The organism is Streptomyces yamdrokensis (assembly GCF_053890455.1).
Genome location: NZ_CM132679.1, coordinates 1294491 through 1313530, shown reverse-complemented (window position 1 = coordinate 1313530; position 19040 = coordinate 1294491). Strand labels below are relative to the sequence as shown.

Annotated in this window: 16 protein-coding genes, 1 tRNA gene and 1 pseudogene; 15 read left to right on the top strand and 3 right to left on the bottom strand. The window is 71.4% G+C overall.

The window, feature by feature from the left end; all coding sequences use genetic code 11:
• Positions 1 to 16: 16 nt before the first annotated feature.
• Positions 17 to 88 (top strand) — tRNA-Val (locus ACWZEH_RS05135).
• A gap of 91 nt (positions 89 to 179) precedes the next feature.
• Here the strand turns inward: ACWZEH_RS05135 and ACWZEH_RS05130 are convergent.
• On the bottom strand, positions 180 to 905 hold the full coding sequence (locus tag ACWZEH_RS05130) for a 3'-5' exonuclease (protein ID WP_456196011.1): 726 nt from the start codon (positions 903 to 905) through the stop codon (positions 180 to 182).
• Between the two features lie 168 nt (positions 906 to 1073).
• Between ACWZEH_RS05130 and ACWZEH_RS05125 the strand changes: the two genes are divergently transcribed.
• The 4 genes from ACWZEH_RS05125 (at position 1074) to ACWZEH_RS05110 (ending at position 5639) form a co-directional block, all read left to right on the top strand.
• Positions 1074 to 1640 (top strand): DUF4365 domain-containing protein, encoded by a 567-nt coding sequence (locus tag ACWZEH_RS05125; protein WP_456196009.1) that lies wholly within the window; start codon positions 1074 to 1076, stop codon positions 1638 to 1640.
• A complete protein-coding gene (locus tag ACWZEH_RS05120) occupies positions 1637 to 2908 on the top strand; it encodes a hypothetical protein (RefSeq protein WP_456196007.1) in 1272 nt (423 codons plus the stop codon). The genes ACWZEH_RS05125 and ACWZEH_RS05120 overlap by 4 nt, the downstream gene beginning before the upstream one ends.
• A 120-nt stretch (positions 2909 to 3028) precedes the next feature.
• On the top strand, positions 3029 to 5005 hold the full coding sequence (thrS, locus tag ACWZEH_RS05115; protein ID WP_456196005.1) for a threonine--tRNA ligase: 1977 nt from the start codon (positions 3029 to 3031) through the stop codon (positions 5003 to 5005).
• Between the two features lie 88 nt (positions 5006 to 5093).
• Positions 5094 to 5639 carry an HIT family protein gene (locus ACWZEH_RS05110; RefSeq protein WP_456196003.1) on the top strand — a complete coding sequence of 182 codons (546 nt, stop codon included), beginning with the start codon at positions 5094 to 5096 and terminating at the stop codon, positions 5637 to 5639.
• Between the two features lie 203 nt (positions 5640 to 5842).
• Here the strand turns inward: ACWZEH_RS05110 and ACWZEH_RS05105 are convergent, their stop codons facing one another.
• Positions 5843 to 7498 carry a hypothetical protein gene (locus ACWZEH_RS05105; protein WP_456196001.1) on the bottom strand — a complete coding sequence of 552 codons (1656 nt, stop codon included), beginning with the start codon at positions 7496 to 7498 and terminating at the stop codon, positions 5843 to 5845.
• A 299-nt stretch (positions 7499 to 7797) separates the two neighbouring features.
• Positions 7798 to 9993: an elongation factor G-like protein EF-G2 gene (locus tag ACWZEH_RS05100; RefSeq protein WP_456196000.1), complete on the bottom strand. Its 2196-nt coding sequence runs from the start codon at positions 9991 to 9993 to the stop codon at positions 7798 to 7800.
• Between the two features lie 263 nt (positions 9994 to 10256).
• Between ACWZEH_RS05100 and pgsA the strand changes: the two are divergent.
• The 10 genes and pseudogenes from pgsA to ruvB all read left to right on the top strand — a co-directional run bounded on the left by pgsA (position 10257) and on the right by ruvB (position 18882).
• A pseudogene (gene pgsA / locus ACWZEH_RS05095) lies at positions 10257 to 11011 on the top strand (phosphatidylinositol phosphate synthase).
• Positions 11008 to 11937, top strand: coding sequence for a phosphatidylinositol mannoside acyltransferase (locus ACWZEH_RS05090; RefSeq protein ID WP_456195998.1), 930 nt, complete (start codon positions 11008 to 11010; stop codon positions 11935 to 11937). Before pgsA ends, ACWZEH_RS05090 begins: the two are co-directional and overlap by 4 nt.
• Positions 11934 to 13097: a glycosyltransferase family 4 protein gene (locus ACWZEH_RS05085; RefSeq protein ID WP_456195996.1), complete on the top strand. Its 1164-nt coding sequence runs from the start codon at positions 11934 to 11936 to the stop codon at positions 13095 to 13097. Before ACWZEH_RS05090 ends, ACWZEH_RS05085 begins: the two co-directional genes overlap by 4 nt.
• A gap of 112 nt (positions 13098 to 13209) precedes the next feature.
• Positions 13210 to 13752 (top strand): LemA family protein, encoded by a 543-nt coding sequence (locus ACWZEH_RS05080; RefSeq protein WP_456195994.1) that lies wholly within the window; start codon positions 13210 to 13212, stop codon positions 13750 to 13752.
• Positions 13753 to 13920: 168 nt separating this feature from the next.
• A complete protein-coding gene (gene pdxS, locus ACWZEH_RS05075) occupies positions 13921 to 14832 on the top strand; it encodes a pyridoxal 5'-phosphate synthase lyase subunit PdxS (protein WP_456195993.1) in 912 nt (303 codons plus the stop codon).
• A 9-nt stretch (positions 14833 to 14841) separates the two neighbouring features.
• The gene (pdxT, locus tag ACWZEH_RS05070) at positions 14842 to 15447 is read left to right on the top strand and encodes a pyridoxal 5'-phosphate synthase glutaminase subunit PdxT (protein ID WP_456195991.1); all 606 of its coding nucleotides are present in this window, start codon (positions 14842 to 14844) and stop codon (positions 15445 to 15447) included.
• A 119-nt stretch (positions 15448 to 15566) separates the two neighbouring features.
• A complete protein-coding gene (locus ACWZEH_RS05065; protein ID WP_456195989.1) occupies positions 15567 to 16319 on the top strand; it encodes a YebC/PmpR family DNA-binding transcriptional regulator in 753 nt (250 codons plus the stop codon).
• A 202-nt stretch (positions 16320 to 16521) separates the two neighbouring features.
• Positions 16522 to 17160, top strand: coding sequence for a crossover junction endodeoxyribonuclease RuvC (gene ruvC, locus ACWZEH_RS05060; protein ID WP_456195987.1), 639 nt, complete (start codon positions 16522 to 16524; stop codon positions 17158 to 17160).
• On the top strand, positions 17157 to 17762 hold the full coding sequence (ruvA, locus tag ACWZEH_RS05055; RefSeq protein WP_456195986.1) for a Holliday junction branch migration protein RuvA: 606 nt from the start codon (positions 17157 to 17159) through the stop codon (positions 17760 to 17762). Before ruvC ends, ruvA begins: the two co-directional genes overlap by 4 nt.
• Before the next feature lie 49 nt (positions 17763 to 17811).
• Complete coding sequence (ruvB, locus tag ACWZEH_RS05050) at positions 17812 to 18882, top strand: Holliday junction branch migration DNA helicase RuvB (RefSeq protein WP_456195984.1); 1071 nt, start codon at positions 17812 to 17814, stop codon at positions 18880 to 18882.
• The last annotated feature ends 158 nt before the right edge of the window (positions 18883 to 19040 follow it).

Sequence of the window (19040 nt, the reverse complement as noted above, 5' to 3'; positions counted from 1 at the left end):
CGTTCACCGCGTTCCCGGGCGATTAGCTCAGTGGGAGAGCGCTTCGTTCACACCGAAGAGGTCACTGGTTCGAACCCAGTATCGCCCACCGGGAAAGCCGGTCCGCCCCAGGCGGACCGGCTTCTTCGTGTCGTGTCCGGTGCCACAGGACCCCGCGTCACCTGCCCGGCGCGGTTCCCTCATGCCGCCGCCCGCAGGTCCGGGCGCAGGGGCCAGGCCGGGTCGACCACCTCCGGGGTGCCGTTGCGGGCGAACCAGGCCTGAAGGCCACGGGCCTGGCCCGCGTGCCACACCGTCTGTAGGGTGTGCAGCTCGCCGGGGGACAGACGCTCCAGGCGGGACGCGAAGCGGCGGCCCACCGCACGGGTGACCTCCAGCGACGCCACCGCGTCCGCCGCCGCGTCGTGGGCGCCCTCCAGTTCGACGCCGTAGTGCGCGCACAGGTCGGTGAGCGTGCGGCGGCCCTTGCGGTAGCGGTCCAGATGCTTGTCGAGGACCCGCGGATCCAGTACCTGCAGCGGCGTCCGCTCGAACCAGCGGCTCAGCGGCATCGCCCGATGACGGCGCAACTCCCGGTCCAGCAGGGTGAGATCGAACGGCGCGTTCATCACCACCAGCGGCCGGCCCGCCCGCGCCTGCTCGGCCAGCTCTTGCGCCACCTCGTACATCACCGGTGCCGGCCGGCGGCCGTGCAGCCCGAGGTGATCATCCGTCAGCCCGTGTATCTCCGACGCCGCGGCGGGCACCGGCACCCCCGGATCCACCAGCCAGCGGCTGACCCGCGGCCGGGTGCCCGGTGCGTCCTGCACGACGACGGCGGCCGACACGATCCGGTCGGTCTCCACGTCCACCCCCGTCGTCTCCGTGTCGAAGGCGGCCAGCGGCCCCTCGTACCAGCACGTCATCCCCACCAACCCCTCGCTCACCATCGGCAGTCGACATCTCGCCGGCTGCCCGCTCCGGTGATACCCGGGCCGTTTGCGCCGTACGCCGGACGGAGACAACAGAACTACGGGTCTTCGCAGTTCAGCGGCCCGGTACGGGGACACACTTGTTCTGGAAGGCTGTCGGCCATGGCCATCGTGCAGCCCGAACGGGGCGGGCTGCTGCCCGAGCGCACGGCACCCCCTCGCGGCTCTCTCGCCACCACCGCCTGCATGGAGACCCTGCAGGTCGGCTATCTGCACGCCGTCGCCGCCGCGGCAGGCTGTTCACTGTCCCAGCCCTTCCCGGACAACGGCATCGACTGGCACGTCAGCCACAGCGCACCCGGGCACACCGTCGACGACGAGGTCACCATCAAGGTGCAGTTGAAGGCGACCCACCAGATCCCGCCCCACCCGCCCGGCCCCTCCTTCTCCTTCACCCTCGACAACGCGCACCTGGCGAAGCTCGCCCGCACCCCGGTCTCGGTGCACAAGATCCTCGTCGTCATGCTCGTCCCGCGCTCGCAGGACGACTGGCTGCGCGCCGGGCACGACCGGCTCGATCTGAGGCACTGCTGCTACTGGGTCAACCTCGCCGGACAGCCGGTCACCGGACTGCGCCGCACCACCGTGCGCATTCCCACCGCACGCATCTTCGACGACCGGGCACTGCGCGAGATCATGGCCAGGGTCGGGACGGGAGGAACACCGTGACGCACCGCCCGGCCGAGGAACGTCTGCGCCCCGTCAGCCCGCACCCCGCCGAGGACGCCCGGCACGGCCGGCCGCCGGAGGCCGCCGACATCGACCCCGCCGTCCTCGGTGCCCTGCTGCACCGGCACGGCTGGCAGCGTCGTGGCGGCGCCGCCGGACGCTACGGGCGCTGGACCCCGCCCGGACCCGGCTCCGGGACCAGCCTGCTGGTCCCGGAGAGCCGCGCCTTCCCCGACAGCGACGACCTGCTCGCCGAGGCGCTCGCCGCGCTGTCCCGCAGCGGCACCCCGGCCGCCCGCGAGGTCCTCGTCTCCCTCGCCCTGCCCAGCGACGAGATCCGCTGGTGGCGCGACACATCCGACGGCCCCGGCGGCGCGACCGCCTGGACCGCCGAGGAACACCTGCGGACCGCCGCCCGCCGGACGCTCCTCGCCGCCGCCCTCGCCACCCGCGCGCGGGTCGGCTACCACGGCGCCCGGCACCGCCGCGCGGCCGCCGCCGCACTCGACGACATCCTGGTCGGTCCCGCCGGCGGCGGCCACCGGCTCACCGCCTTCGCGCCCGTCACCGCCGCCCGCCCCCTCGCCGTACGCCTCCACCATGCCCTGTACGCGGCCCGCGAGGCCATCGACTACCGGCGGGCCACCGGCGGAATGGAGGCCTTCGACACCGCCGTCGAGTCGGGCGTCAGCCACGAGCTCACCGACGCCCTCGTCACCCTCGTCCAGGGCGCGCAGGGAGCCCGCGTCGCCGTCGCGTGGGCTCCCGCGGCCGGTGTACCCGACGGCTGCGCCACCTCGGCCGAACCCGTCGAGTTCTCGCCCGGTGACCTGCCCGTCCTGCGCGAGGCGGGCGCCCGCCTCCGGCGTGCGGAACCCTCCGTACCGGTCCGGATCACCGGCGCCGTGGTCCGGATGCGCAGGTCGGGACCGCGCGGCGCGGGAACCGTACGGCTTCGGGTGCTCGCCGGCGCCGAACTCGGGTACGTACGCGTCACCCTCGACGAGGACGCCTACCGCGTCGCCGTCCACGCCCACCTGGTCGGACTGCCGGTGCGGGTGAGCGGCCGGCTGGAGAGCAGGGGCGGCTTCCGCCGGCTCACCGGGGTCGGCAGGGCGGCGCCGGTGCAGGTCGACGAGGCCGAGCGGGACCGGCTGATGAAGGCGCTCCAGGAGAACGCGGAAACCGCAGCCCTCTTCGGCGAGGCCTGCGGCGCCGACGACGACCGCCCCGACGGAGAGAGGGACGGCGAGAGGGACTGCGGCTGACCGGGGTGAAGACGGCGGCGGACAATGATTTCGCCCCGCACCGGTCCGGGTCGGTACGATCGCACCCGTGCGTGCGCTCAGGTATGGCGCCGCAGCCCAGCCTTCAGTCAGGAGAGACCGGTGTCAGACGTCCGTGTGATCATCCAACGCGATTCCGAGCGGGAGGAACGCGTGGTGACGACGGGCACCACGGCCGCCGAGCTCTTCGCCGGCGAGCGCTCGGTCGTCGCCGCGCGCGTGGCCGGTGAGCTCAAGGACCTCGCCCACGAGGTCGGGGACGGTGACACCGTCGAAGCCGTCGAGATCTCCTCCCCGGACGGTCTCGACATCCTGCGGCACTCCACCGCGCACGTCATGGCCCAGGCCGTGCAGGACCTGTTCCCCGAGGCCAAACTGGGCATCGGCCCGCCGGTCAAGGACGGCTTCTACTACGACTTCGACGTGCAGAGGCCGTTCACGCCCGAGGACCTCAAGGCCATCGAGAAGCGCATGCAGGAGATCCAGAAGCGCGGCCAGCGCTTCTCGCGCCGCGTGGTGAGCGACGACGCCGCCCGTGAGGAGCTCTCCGACGAGCCGTACAAGCTCGAGCTGATCGGCCTCAAGGGCTCCGCCTCGCACGACGACGGCGCGGACGTCGAGGTCGGCGCGGGCGAGCTGACGATCTACGACAACCTCGACGCCAAGACCGGCGAGCTGTGCTGGCGGGATCTCTGCCGTGGCCCGCATCTGCCGACCACCCGGAACATCCCGGCGTTCAAGCTGATGCGTAACGCCGCCGCCTACTGGCGCGGCAGCGAGAAGAACCCGATGCTCCAGCGCATCTACGGCACCGCCTGGCCGACCAAGGACGAGCTGAAGGCGCACCTGGAGTTCCTCGCCGAGGCCGAGAAGCGCGACCACCGCAAGCTCGGCAGCGAGCTCGACCTGTTCTCCGTCCCGGAACAGATCGGCTCCGGCCTCGCCGTCTTCCACCCCAAGGGCGGCATCATCCGCCGGGTCATGGAGGACTACTCGCGGCGCAGGCACGAGGAGTCCGGTTACGAGTTCGTCTACACCCCGCACGCGACGAAGGGGAAGCTCTTCGAGACCTCGGGCCACCTGGACTGGTACGCCGACGGGATGTACCCGCCCATGCAGCTCGACGAGGGCGTGGACTACTACCTCAAGCCCATGAACTGCCCGATGCACAACCTGATCTTCGACGCGCGCGGCCGGTCGTACCGTGAACTGCCCTTGAGGCTGTTCGAATTCGGCACGGTCTACCGTTACGAGAAGTCGGGTGTCGTGCACGGTCTGACCCGCGCCCGCGGGTTCACCCAGGACGACGCGCACATCTACTGCAGCCGTGAGCAGATGGCGGACGAACTCGACAAGACGCTCACCTTCGTGCTCGGCCTGCTGCGCGACTACGGTCTGACCGACTTCTACCTGGAGCTGTCCACCAAGGACCCGGAGAAGTTCGTCGGCAGCGACGAGGCCTGGGAGGAGGCGACCGAGACGCTGCGCCAGGTCGCCGAGAAGCAGGGCCTGGACCTTGTCGCGGACCCGGGGGGCGCGGCCTTCTACGGCCCGAAGATCTCCGTCCAGACCCGGGACGCGATCGGCCGCACCTGGCAGATGTCGACCATCCAGCTCGACTTCAACCTGCCGGAGCGCTTCAACCTGGAGTACACGGCCGCGGACGGTTCCAAGACCCGCCCGGTCATGATCCACCGCGCGCTGTTCGGCTCCATCGAGCGGTTCTTCGCGGTGCTCCTCGAGCACTACGCGGGCGCCTTCCCGGCGTGGCTGGCGCCGGTGCAGGCGGTGGGTATCCCGGTGGGCGACGCCCACGTGGAGTACCTGGAGAAGTTCGCCGCGGACGCGAAGAAGCAGGGCCTGCGGGTCGAGGTGGACTCCTCCTCGGACCGCATGCAGAAGAAGATCAGAAACGCCCAGAAGCAGAAGGTGCCGTTCATGGTGATCGTCGGCGACGACGACATGAACGCGGGCACGGTGTCGTTCCGCTATCGCGACGGGTCGCAGAAGAACGGCATTCCCCGTGACGAAGCGATCGCCGAGATCGTCGACGTGGTGGAGCGTCGGGTTCAGGTCTGATGTGCTCCCCGCGCAGGCGGGGACCGGCCCTCGGGGGACCCCCGAGGGCCTTTGCCGTACCCCCACAGTGACGCCATATGCTGCACGCATGACGAGTGAGCCGGAGCAGCAGATCGGAGTGGGCACGCAGGACGCGTTCCAGCGTCTGTGGACGCCCCACCGGATGGCGTACATCCAGGGCGAGAACAAGCCGAGCGGCCCCGGGGCCGACGACGGATGCCCCTTCTGCTCGATCCCGGCCAAGTCCGACGAGGACGGGTTGATCATTCGGCGTGGTGAGGACGTGTACGCGGTACTCAACCTCTACCCGTACAACGGCGGCCACCTCATGGTCGTGCCCTATCGCCACGTCGCCGACTACACCGATCTGACGGAAGCGGAGACCGCAGAGCTCGCGGAACTCACCAAGCAGGCCATGATGGCGTTGCGCAGCGCCTCCGGGGCTCATGGTTTCAATCTGGGCATGAACCAGGGCACCGTCGCGGGCGCCGGCATCGCCGCGCACCTGCATCAGCACGTCGTACCCCGCTGGGGCGGCGACACCAATTTCATGCCCGTCATGGGCCACACGAAGGTGCTGCCGCAACTGCTGGGTGACACCCGCAAGATGCTGGCGGAGGCCTGGCCCTCCTAAGGGGTCCTTGCGCTGTGCCCGCCCGGGTCGCGCGGCCCGGCACCGCACCTCGCCGCGTTGCCACAGAGCCCTGGTAGCTCCGCTACGAGGGCTCTGTGGCGCCTTGCGACGCACGGCACCGGACCACACGACCTCATCGGGCGCTCATGGTGCAAGGACCCCTAAGACACGGCGGGGCGCCCCGGCTGGGGGCCGCCCCCTTCTCACGCGTCGTACACGTCGGCCTTCTTGGGAGCCGCGTCCTGGACCGCCCCGCTGAGGGACGAGGACCGGGCACCGAACTTCTCCGTGTCCACGCCGTTCTCCTTCAGCACCTTGATCGCCGCCGCGTGCACCGCCCGCAGGACCGGCGTGGCCGCGCGCAGCGCGTCGTCGGCCATGAAACGGTGCCGCCACGGCTTGTCCGCCCAGGCGTGCCGCAGGCCGAAGGGCTCGGGCAGCGAGAGCTTGCCGCCCAGCCAGTAGAGCAGCGGCGGATACCAGGTCAGCGGCGCGCGGGCGGCCAGGCGCACCACCTCGTCGGTGTCGACCAGCGGGAGCTTCACCGTCCTGGTCTCCCAGAACCTGACCGACTTCTGGACCGACTTCTCCTTGGCCGCCGGCTTGCTCGTGAACAGGGGGTGCACCGGGCCCAACGCATGACCGGTGACCTCGATGCGCAGCGTCTCGTGCAGCACCGTCACCGTGATCAGCATGGTGAGGACCAACTGGCCGTCCCACAGCGTCCACTGCACGCCCAGGTAGTGCCGGTCGCCCGCGCCGAACTGCTGGTTGTTGCAGATCTCCTGTATGGCGTGCGACTTGATCTGGTACGCCGCGACGTCGGTGCCGTCGGGCCGGGACACCGCTCCCGCGTTCTCCCCGATGGGGGTGACGATCCAGTGCCGTACCGTCGGCTTGGGGAAGCCTCCGGTGTGCAGCGGGCCGCGCTCCAGCATGCGCAGCCGGTCGTGAACGGCCTTGATGACGTCCCAGCTGCGGAACGGGTTGATCTCCCGGTCCGGGTCGATCGGGATCAGCTCCTCGGCGAGCTGCCAGCTGCCCCAGCGCGTGCCCATGCCGAGTATCCCCTTGGGCCCGGCGTAGAACACGGAGTTGGACTGCTGTTCGGCGCTGAGCCGGGCCAGCGACTGACGCAACTGTTCGGCGGCCGTCTCGCCGGGGCTGCTCGGTACCGCCTCGGGCACCTTGGCGCCCACACTGCCGCCGGAGAGCAGGCTGCTCCAGCGCTCCCTGAGGTCGTGGGCCGTGCGCTCGCAGATCCGCTTGGCCCAGAACCAGCCGATCACCGGGGCGACGACACAGGCGCGCGCGTACCAGCCCCAGAATCCGTCGAAGGGCATCCGGAGCAGGAAGAGCGCGGCGAGGAGTCCCATCGCCACCAGCAGGACGGTGGCGAGCGCGCCGGCCCGCTTGTCCTCGCGCCTGGCGATGGTGGTGCGGATCTGGAAGACCAGCAGCCAGACCAGCAGTCCGGGCAGGAACAGCAGGCCGCACAGCACCGTCACGGCACTCAGCCAGTTGTCCCGCTCCCTGCGGATGCGGTGTGCCGCGAGGCTGTGCTCCACGACCACCTGCGGCTGGGTGCCGAAGGACTGGATGAGCGGTGCCCGCCCGGAACCCAGCATCCGGTCGATGATCGCCCGGGAGAACGCCTCACCCAGATTCGGCCGGAACAGCGCGATCCGGGGCTTGCCGACGGACGACTTGTGCCACTCGCTGTTGGCCTTGAGTATCTCGTCGGCCTCGTTGTCCCGGTAGGCGGCCGAGGCCAGCGCGAACGTCGGGGTCTGCCCGTCGTCGCCGGTGCTCGGCACCTGCGGACCGAAGAACTCCGCGTAACCGCCTTCAACGGCCATTCCCGCCCCCGATCGCCGCCACTGTCGTCTTGCGGCCTTCCCGACTTCCCTGCCGCGCACACCTGTTGAACTGGTCTTCAGGGTATCCGCAGCCACCGGCGTCCGTAGGTTGACGGCCGAAAGCCGCCTGCCGGTACGAAGCGCGGCCTCTCCAAGGGCGCATTCCGCGGCTGCCGGGTGCGTGTCCTGGCGCGGTGGTGCGCGGGCGCCCGCGGGGCTGCCGGAGCCGGCCGGCGCCTCGTCCGGGCCATGGGGAGGCACGGGCCGCCGCCTGCCGTCCGCCTGTCCGCGGTCCGCCGTCAGGCGCTGAGTGCCTCCTCCCGGACCCGTTCGGCGATCTGCGCCGGCATCGGCTCGTGCCGCACGTAACGGCGGCTGAAGCGCGCGGTGCCGTGCGAGAGCGACCGCAGGTCGACGCTGTACCGGCCGAGCTCGATCTCCGGGACCTCCGCCCGGATGAGGGTGCGGCCGCCCGGCGACTGCTCGGTGCCGAGCACCCGGCCGCGTCGGCCGGACAGATCGCTCATCACCGGGCCCACGTAGTCGTCGGCGACCAGCACGCCCACCTCGGCCACCGGCTCCAGGAGGTGGATCCGCGCGTCCGCGGCCGCCTCCCGCAGCGCCAGCGCGCCGGCCGTCTGGAAGGCCGCGTCGGAGGAGTCCACCGAGTGGGCCTTGCCGTCCCGCAGTGTCACCCGTACGTCGATCAGCGGGTGACCGGCCGCGACTCCTCTGGCGGCCTGCGCCCGTACGCCCTTCTCGACGGACGGGATGAACTGCCGCGGCACCGCGCCGCCGACGACCTCGTCCACGAACTCGATGCCCGAACCGCCCGGAAGCGGCTCCACGTCGATCTCGCAGATGGCGAACTGCCCGTGCCCGCCGGACTGCTTGACGTGCCGCCCGCGTCCGGAGGCCCTGGCCCCGAACGTCTCGCGCAGCGGCACCCGGTGGGCCACGACGTCCACCTGGACGCCGTACCGGCTGCGCAGCCGCTCCAGGGCCACGTCCGCATGGGCCTCGCCCAGGCACCACAGGACCACCTGGCGGGTGTCCTGGTTGTGTTCCAGGCGCATCGTGGGGTCCTCCGCGACGAGGCGGGCCAGTCCCTGCGAGAGCTTGTCCTCGTCCGGCTTGCTGTGCGCCCGGATGGCCAGGGGCAGCAGCGGGTCGGGCATCTCCCAGGGTTCCATCAGGAGGGGATCGTCCTTGGCGGACAGGGTGTCCCCGGTCTCCGCGCGGCCCAGCTTCGCCACGCACGCGAGATCGCCCGCGATGACGTGGGACACCGGACGCTGCTGCTTGCCGAACGGTGTGGACAGGACGCCGATCCGTTCGTCGACATCGTGGTCCTCGTGGCCCCGGTCGGTCAGTCCGTGCCCCGAGACGTGCACCGTCTGGTCGGCGCGCAGGGTGCCGGAGAACAGCCGGATCAGCGAGAGCCGTCCGACGTACGGGTCGGACGAGGTCTTGACGACCTCGGCGACCAGCGGGGCGTCGGGGTCGCACGGCTTCAGCTCGCGCGGTGCGCCGTCGACCGTGGTCACACGCGGAGTGCTGTGTTCCAGCGGCGTCGGGAAGCCGCCGGTGATCAGTCCGAGCAGTTCGACCGTGCCGAGGCCCTGGCGGGCACCCTCGGCCGCGGGGGCGGCGGCCAGGACGGGGAAGAACACACCGCGCGCGACGGCCTTCTCCAGGTCCTCGATCAGGGTTTCGACGTCGCACGGCTCGCCGCCGAGGTAGCGGTCCATGAGGGTCTCGTCCTCGCTCTCCGCGATGATCCCCTCGATCAGCCGGTCGCGGGCCTCCTCGATCAGCGGCAGCCGGTCCGGGTCGGGCTCGTGCTCCTCGCGCTCGCCGGAGGAGTAGTCGAACAGCTTCTGCGTCAGCAGCCCGATCAGGCCCGTCACGGGCGCGTGGCCGTCGGGTCCCTCCGGGCCGTGCAGCGGCAGGTACAGCGGCAGCACGGCGTCGGGGTCGTCCCCGCCGAACGTCCGCGCGCACACGCGCGTCAACTCGTTGAAGTCCGCGCGGGCCGCCTCCAGGTGCGTGACGACGATGGCCCGCGGCATGCCGACGGCCGCGCACTCGTCCCACACCATGCGGGTCGAGCCGTCCACCCCGTCGGAGGCCGAGACGACGAAAAGGGCCGCGTCCGCCGCTCGCAGACCGGCCCTGAGTTCACCGACGAAGTCGGCGTACCCGGGAGTGTCCAACAGATTGATCTTGATGCCGTCCCATTCGAGGGGCACCAGGGAGAGCTGTACCGAGCGTTGCTGCCGGTGCTCGATGTCGTCGTAGTCGGAGACGGTGCCGCCGTCCTCCACCCGGCCCGCCCGGTTCACCGCTCCCGCGGTCAGCGCGAGAGCCTCCACCAAGGTCGTCTTGCCCGATCCGGAGTGGCCGACCAGCACCACGTTCCGTACGGACGTGGGGTGGTCGGCCGCCTGTGCCCTTCCGGCGGCTCCGGGGTGTGTGCGTGCCTTGTCGCCCATGGTCCTGCCTCCCGTGCACGGTGAGGTCACTGTGGGCGCGGACTCGCGGAATCCTCCCCGGGGCCAGGCCCGGGGCACCCCGAGCGGTGACGGCTCCGGCGACGCCCGCGGTCCTTCGAGCTTTCCACTCCCGTCACGGTGCGTCCATACGAAGGACGCGATCCCCCTTCCGACGCTGCTCCGGGACGGGGATCCGCACGCGGGCCGTCCCCCGTGCCGGATACTCGGGTGCCCGGCGTCGGTCGTCCGCGCGCGTGACTACGATGGGCCAGCCGGTGGCCAGTGGGGCCACGCGGCCACACCGACCGTCGGGAAGGCCATGCTGAACAAGTACGCGCGTGCATTCTTCACGCGTGTCCTCACACCGTTCGCCGCGTTTCTCATCCGGCGGGGGGTCAGCCCGGACACGGTCACGCTCATCGGCACCGCCGGTGTGGTCGCGGGCGCGCTGGTCTTCTACCCCATGGGCGAGTTCTTCTGGGGCACGGTCGTCATCACGCTGTTCGTGTTCTCCGACCTCGTCGACGGCAACATGGCCCGCCAGCTGGGCCGCTCCAGCCGCTGGGGTGCCTTCCTCGACTCCACCCTCGACCGGGTCGCCGACGGGGCCGTCTTCGGCGGCTTCGCCCTGTGGTACGCGGGCGGCGGCGACGACCTCGTCCTGTGCGCCGTGTCGATCTTCTGCCTGGCCAGCGGCCAGGTGGTGTCCTACACCAAGGCGCGCGGCGAGTCGATCGGACTGCCGGTGGCCGTGAACGGGCTGATCGAGCGGGCCGAGCGGCTCGTCGTCTCCCTGGTCGCGGCCGGCCTGGCGGGCCTGCACGCGTTCGGCGTGCCCGGCATCCAGTACCTGCTGCCGGTCGCCCTGTGGATCGTCGCCGTCGGCAGCCTGATCACGCTGATCCAGCGGGTCGTCACGGTGCGCCGGGAGTCCGCCGAGGCGGAGGCCGCGGAGGCCGCCCAGGAGCAGGAGGCCGCCGGGGGACAGGAGGCCCGCGGGAGCGGGGCCGCGAAGTGAGCGTGCAGGACCGCCTGAGCGACGCCCTGTACGGCGCCGGCTGGGCCACCGTCAAGAAGCTGCCCGAACCCGTCGCCGTGCGGCTCGGCCGGACCATCGCCGACATCGCCTGGAAGCGGCGCGGCCAGGGCGTGCTGCGGCTGGAGAGCAACTACGCGCGCGTGGTGCCGGGCGCGAGCCCCGAGCGGCTCGCCGAACTGTCCCGCGCGGGCATGCGTTCGTACCTGCGGTACTGGATGGAGTCCTTCCGGCTGCCCGCCTGGAGCCCGGAGCGCATCGCGAACGGCATCGACATCAAGGACATCCACCGCGTGACCGACGGCATGGCGGCCGGCAAGGGCGTCGTCCTCGCGCTGCCGCACCTCGCCAACTGGGATCTCGCGGGAGCCTGGGCCACCACCGGGCTCGGCATCCCGTTCACCACCGTCGCCGAGCGTCTGAAGCCGGAGACGCTGTACGACCGGTTCGTCGCCTACCGCGAGGGCCTCGGCATGGAAGTGCTCCCGCACAGCGGCGGCAGCGCGTTCGGCACGCTGGCCCGGCGGCTGCGCGACGGGGGACTGGTCTGCCTGGTCGCCGACCGCGATCTGTCGGCCTCCGGCGTGGAGGTCGAGTTCTTCGGGGAGACCGCGCGGATGCCGGGCGGCCCCGCCCTGCTCGCCCAGCACACCGGGGCGCTGCTGCTGCCGGCGACGCTCTGGTACGACGACTCGCCCGTGATGCGGGGCCGGGTCCATCCGGCGGTCCCGGTTCCGACGTCAGGCACGCGGGCCGAGAAGACGTCTGTCATGACACAGGCGCTGGCCGACGCCTTCGCCACGGGCATCGCCGACCATCCGGAGGACTGGCACATGCTGCAGCGCTTGTGGCTCAAGGATCTCGATCCCGCGCGGGACCCCGACGAGAACGCCGAGGGGACCCCGTGAGGATCGGCATCGTCTGTCCGTACTCCTGGGACGTACCGGGTGGCGTCCAGTTCCACATCCGGGACCTGGCCGAGTACTTCATCCGCCAGGGTCACGAGGTGTCCGTCCTCGCCCCGGCCGACGACGACACCCCGCTGCCGCCGTACGTCGTCCCGGCCGGCCGCGCGGTGCCGGTGCCGTACAACGGCTCGGTGGCCCGGCTCAACTTCGGCTTCCTGTCGGCGGCCCGGGTGCGGCGCTGGCTGCACGAGGGCGCCTTCGACGTGATCCACATCCACGAGCCGACCTCGCCCTCGCTCGGCCTGCTGGCCTGCTGGGCGGCCCGGGGACCCATCGTCGCGACCTTCCACACGTCCAACCCGCGTTCCAGGGCCATGGTCGCCGCGTACTCCATCCTGCAGGCGGCACTGGAGAAGATCAGCGCGCGGATCGCGGTGAGCGAGTACGCCCGCCGCACGCTCGTCGAACACCTCGGCGGCGACGCCGTGGTGATCCCGAACGGAGTGGACGTCGACTTCTTCGCCCGCGCCGAGCCCGAGCCGAACTGGCAGGGCGACACGATCGGCTTCATCGGCCGCATCGACGAGCCCCGCAAGGGCCTGCCGGTGCTGATGCGCGCCCTGCCGAAGATCCTCGCCGCCCGCCCGCGGACACGGCTGCTGGTCGCGGGACGCGGCGACGAGAAGGAGGCGGTGCGCACCCTGCCCGCCGAACTCCGTTCCCGGGTCGAGTTCCTCGGCATGGTCAGCGACGAGGACAAGGCCCGCTTTCTGCGCAGCGTCGACCTGTACGTGGCGCCCAACACCGGCGGCGAGAGCTTCGGCATCATCCTGGTCGAGGCGATGTCCGCCGGGGCGCCGGTGCTCGCCTCCGACCTGGACGCCTTCGCCCAGGTCCTCGACCGGGGCGCAGCCGGTGAACTGTTCCCCAAGGAGGACGCCGACGCGCTCGCCGAGGCCGCGGTACGCCTCCTGGGGGACCCGGAACGGCGCGCGAAGCTGCGCGAGCGGGGCAGCGCCCACGTCCGCCGTTTCGACTGGTCGACCGTCGGAGCGGACATCATGTCCGTCTACGAGACGGTGACCGCCGGAGCCGCGGCGGTGGCGGCCGACGAGCGGACGACGGGGCTGTGGTCGCGCTTCGGGCCGGCGCGGGACTGACGGCGCAGCCCCCGGAGACGGCACCTCCGGTGAACGGCACCCCACCGGCACCGTCGTCCACGCCCAGGTACCCGGCGAACCCCGGCGGAGCGCCCCGGTAGCCTTGCCGCCCGTGACCGCAACCCTGATCTGGATCCTTGTCGCCCTGGTCGTGATCGGCCTCTACCTGAGCTGGACGGCGGGACGGCTGGACCGGCTGCACGCCCGGATCGACGCCGCCCGTGCCGCGCTGGACGCGCAATTGCTGCGCCGTGCCTCCGTGGCCCAGGAACTGGCCACGGCGGGGGTGCTCGACCCCGCCGCCTCGATCGTGCTCTACGAGGCCGCGCACGCCGCGCGGCAGACCGTGGAGGAACAGCGGGAGGTCGCCGAGAGCGAACTGAGCCAGGCGCTGCGAGCCGTATTCGCCGAGTCGCAGCAGGTGGACGTGATCAGGGAAGCGCCCGGGGGAGAGGACGCGGCCCTGGAACTCGCCGAGGCGGTCCGCAGGGTGCCCATGGCCCGCCGCTTCCACAACGACGCCGTACGGGCCGCGCGCGCCCTGCGCCGGCACCGCAAGGTGCGCTGGTTCCGGCTGGCGGGCCACGCGCCGTTCCCGCTGGCGTTCGAAATGGACGACGAACCCCCGGCCGCCCTGATCGAACGTGCGGCCTGATCGACGGCACTCACCGGGAGCCCGCGCCGGATGCCCGCGCCGGAGCCGGGCCAAGAGATCCGCCCAAAACGATCCACCGCCCCCGCATTGGCTCTTGCTGCGGACTGGTGCGTTCACGTTTCCTCAGTGCTGCAGAAACCCCCCTCTTCGCCATCAGTGAGGTCACTCGTGTCCAGCACGCTCTCCGAAAACCAGGGTCCCGAGACCGGTACCGCCCGTGTGAAGCGCGGCATGGCCGAGCAGCTCAAGGGCGGTGTGATCATGGACGTCGTCACGCCGGAGCAGGCCAGGATCGCCGAGGACGCGGGTGCCGTCGCCGTCATGGCCCTGGAGCGCGTCCCCGCCGACATCCGCAAGGACGGCGGCGTGGCCCGTATGTCCGACCCGGACATGATCGAGGGCATCATCGAGGCCGTCTCCATCCCGGTCATGGCCAAGTCCCGCATCGGCCACTTCGTCGAGGCGCAGGTGCTGCAGTCGCTCGGCGTCGACTACATCGACGAGTCGGAGGTCCTCACCCCCGCCGACGAGGTCAACCACTCCGACAAGTGGTCGTTCACCACCCCCTTCGTCTGCGGTGCCACCAACCTCGGCGAGGCCCTGCGCCGCATCGCCGAGGGCGCCGCGATGATCCGCTCCAAGGGCGAGGCCGGCACCGGGAACGTCGTCGAGGCGGTCCGCCACCTGCGTCAGATCAAGAACGAGATCGCCAGGCTGCGCGGCTTCGACAACCACGAGCTGTACGCCGCCGCCAAGGAGCTGCGCGCCCCCTACGAGCTGGTCAGGGAGGTCGCCGAACTGGGCAAGCTGCCGGTCGTGCTGTTCTCCGCCGGCGGTGTCGCCACCCCCGCCGACGCCGCTCTGATGCGTCAGCTCGGTGCCGAGGGCGTCTTCGTCGGCTCCGGCATCTTCAAGTCGGGCGACCCGGCCAAGCGGGCGGCCGCCATCGTCAGGGCGACCACCTTCTTCGACGACCCCAAGGTGATCGCGGAGGCGTCCCGCAACCTCGGCGAGGCCATGGTCGGCATCAACTGCGACACCCTCCCCGAGACCGAGCGCTACGCCAACCGCGGCTGGTAGGCCCCGGGCATGAGTGACATCGTCATCGGTGTCCTGGCCCTCCAGGGCGACGTACGGGAGCATCTCGTCGCCCTGGCCGCGGCCGACGCGGTCGCCAGGCCGGTGCGGCGCCCGGAGGAACTCGCGGAGGTCGACGGCCTGGTCCTTCCCGGCGGGGAGTCCACCACCATCTCCAAGCTGGCCGTCCTGTTCGGCCTGATGGAGCCTCTGCGCGCACGCGTGCGCGGCGGCATGCCGGTCTACGGCACGTGCGCCGGGATGATCCTGCTCGCCGACAAGATCCTCGACCCGCGCTCCGGTCAGGAGACCGTGGGCGGCGTCGACATGATCGTGCGCCGCAACGCGTTCGGGCGGCAGAACGAGTCGTTCGAGGCGGCGGTCGACGTCCGGGGCATCGCGGGCGGCCCCGTGCACGGGGTCTTCATCCGTGCGCCCTGGGTCGAGTCCGTCGGCGCCGGCGCGGAGGTGATCGCCGAGCACGACGGCCACATCGTCGCCGTCCGCCAGGGCAACGCGCTGGCCACGTCGTTCCACCCGGAACTGACAGGCGATCACCGGGTGCACGGCCTGTTCGTCGACATGGCGCGCGGATACGGGGCGGCCGGGTCCCGGTAGGGCTCGGTCCCCGACGTCCTGTGCCGGCCCGAGGGGCGGACGACGGGAAATGTCGGACCGGGCCCTTGTAGGATTCCTGCGTTCGTTGCAGAGATGGGTTACGCGAAGGAGACAGGCAGATGTCCGGCCACTCTAAATGGGCCACGACGAAGCACAAGAAGGCCGTGATCGACGCCAAGCGCGGCAAACTCTTCGCGAAGCTGATCAAGAACATCGAGGTCGCCGCGCGAATGGGCGGTGTCGATCTGGAGGGCAACCCGACTCTTTACGACGCCGTCCAGAAGGCCAAGAAGCAGTCGGTGCCGAACAAGAACATCGACTCCGCCATCAAGCGCGGCGGCGGTCTCGAGGCCGGTGGCGCCGACTACGAGACGATCATGTACGAGGGCTACGGTCCGAACGGCGTCGCGGTGCTCATCGAGTGCCTCACCGACAACCGCAACCGCGCGGCCTCCGATGTGCGCGTCGCGATGACCCGCAACGGCGGCTCGATGGCCGACCCGGGCTCGGTGTCGTATCTGTTCAACCGCAAGGGCGTCGTCATCGTTCCCAAGGGAGAGCTGACCGAGGACGACGTCCTCGCCGCCGTCCTGGACGCGGGCGCCGAGGAGGTCAACGACCTCGGTGAGTCCTTCGAGGTGCTCAGCGAGGCCACCGACCTGGTCGAGGTCCGCACCGCTCTGCAGGACGCCGGGATCGACTACGACTCCGCCGAGGCCAACTTCGTCCCGACCATGCAGGTCGAGCTGGACGAGGAGGGTGCCAAGAAGATCTTCAAGCTCATCGACGTACTGGAGGACAGCGACGACGTGCAGAACGTCTTCGCCAACTTCGACGTGAGCGACGAGATCATGGAGAAGGTCGAGGCATAGCGCCGCCGCGTGCACGACGATGCCGGCGGGCCGATGGGGACACCTCCTCACCGGCCCGCCGCTCCTGTCAGTGGCAGCCGTTAGCCTGGCACACGTCAAGGATCACCGTCCGCCGGACCGCAACCATCGATTGGGGAATCCCGACGGCGATCAACCAGGTCCGCGAGAGCGGCGGCAGGTCAGCCGCGAAGAGGGGTGCAGCGTGCGCGTGCTGGGGGTGGACCCGGGACTGACGAGGTGCGGTGTCGGGGTGGTCGAAGGGGTCGCAGGGCGACCGCTGGCCATGCTCGGCGTGGGTGTCGTGCGCACGTCCGCCGACGCCGACCTCGGGCGCCGTCTCGTCGCCGTCGAGCAGGGCCTCGAACGGTGGCTGGACGAATACCGGCCGGAGTTCGTCGCCGTCGAGCGCGTCTTCAGCCAGCACAACGTCCGTACGGTGATGGGCACCGCCCAGGCGAGTGCCGTCGCCCTGCTGTGCGCCTCCCGCCGCGGAATCCCGGTCGCCCTGCACACCCCCAGCGAGGTCAAGGCGGCCGTGACCGGTTCCGGGCGTGCGGACAAGGACCAGGTCGGTGCGATGGTCACCCGTCTGCTGCGGCTCGACGCGCCTCCGAAGCCCGCCGACGCGGCCGACGCCCTCGCCCTCGCCATCTGCCACATCTGGCGGGCCCCCGCGCAGAACCGGCTCCAGCAGGCCGCCGCCCTGCACGCCTCACGCACCACCGCGCGCACTCCCACCGCGCGCACTCCCGTCTCGAGGGCGTCCGGCCCGAGAACACCCACGGCGCCGAATCCGTCGTCCAGCCCATCGCCCGACCCATCGAAGGGGCGCACCGCATGATCGCCTTCGTCAGCGGCACCGTCGCCGCCCTCGCACCCGACGTCGCGGTCGTCGAGGTCGGCGGCGTCGGCATGGCCGTCCAGTGCACGCCGAACACGCTGTCCACGCTGCGCGTCGGCCAGGCCGCCCGGCTCGCCACCTCCCTCGTCGTGCGCGAGGACTCGCTCACCCTCTACGGCTTCGCGGACGACGACGAGCGGCAGACCTTCGTCCTGTTGCAGACCGCCAGCGGTGTCGGCCCCCGTCTCGCCCAGGCCATGCTGGCCGTGCACACCCCGGACACACTGCGCCGGGCCGTCGCGACCGCCGACGAGAAGGCGCTCACCGCCGTCCCCGGCATCGGCAAGAAGGGCGCCCAGAAGCTGCTCCTGGAGCTGAAGGACCGCCTCGGCGCACCGGTGGGCGCGGTGGCCGCGGCGAGCCCCGTCACCGCGGGCTGGCGCGACCAGCTGCACGCCGCCCTGATCGGCCTCGGTTACGCGACGCGAGAGGCCGAGGAGGCCGTCGCCGCCGTCACCCCCCAGGCCGAGGCGGCCGAGGGCACACCCCAGGTGGGCGCCCTGCTGAGGGCGGCCCTGCAGACCCTGAACCGCGCCCGCTAGCCCCGCATCCCCCGTACCGCCCGCCGCCCCGCCCGGCTAGGAGACTTCAGTGAACTGGGACGACACGACCGACCCCACGGCCGCCGAGCGGCTGGTGGGATCTGTCGCCGAGGGGGAGGACCAGGCAGTCGAGGCCGCCCTGCGCCCCAAGGACCTGGACGAGTTCATCGGCCAGGAGAAGGTCCGCGAGCAGCTCGACCTCGTGCTGCGCGCCGCACGCGCGCGCGGCGCCACCGCCGACCACGTGCTGCTCTCCGGCGCCCCCGGCCTCGGCAAGACCACCCTCTCCATGATCATCGCGGCCGAGATGGAAGCCCCCATCCGCATCACCTCGGGACCGGCCATCCAGCACGCCGGCGATCTCGCCGCGATCCTCTCCTCCCTCCAGGAGGGCGAGGTCCTCTTCCTCGACGAGATCCACCGCATGTCCCGGCCCGCCGAGGAGATGCTCTACATGGCGATGGAGGACTTCCGCGTCGACGTCATCGTCGGCAAGGGCCCCGGTGCCACCGCCATCCCCCTCGAACTGCCGCCCTTCACCCTGGTCGGCGCCACCACCCGGGCGGGCCTGCTGCCGCCCCCGTTGCGCGACCGCTTCGGCTTCACCGCGCACATGGAGTTCTACGAGCCCCCCGAGCTGGAGCGGGTCGTCCACCGCTCGGCGAGCCTCCTGGACGTGGGGATAGAGGCCGACGGCGCCGCCGAGATCGCCGGCCGTTCGCGCGGCACGCCCCGCATCGCCAACCGTCTGCTGCGCCGCGTGCGCGACTACGCGCAGGTCAAGGCCGACGGGTGGATCACCAGGGAGATCGCCGAGGCGGCCCTCGCGGTCTACGAGGTCGACGCCCGCGGCCTCGACCGGCTCGACCGGGCGGTGCTGGAGGCCCTGCTCAAGCTGTTCGGCGGCGGCCCCGTCGGCCTGTCCACGCTCGCCGTCGCGGTGGGGGAGGAGCGGGAGACCGTGGAAGAGGTCGCCGAACCCTTCCTCGTACGGGAGGGGCTGCTCGCCCGTACCCCGCGCGGCCGGGTCGCCACGCCGGCTGCCTGGGCGCATCTCGGCCTTGTCCCGCCCGGCTCCCGGGCTGCCGGAAAAGGACAACGGGACCTGTTCGGGGCGTGAGGCCGACGGCGCCGGCCACGCCAGGAACCCCGGTGCCGTGCTGAGCGTTGTTCCCTGCGCGCGAACTCGCCTAGACTCCGCCGATGCCACCCTTGTCGGCGGCATCACATACCCCCAACCATCAGGCCGTTCACCATCGCGGTCGTGTGAAGGAAGTC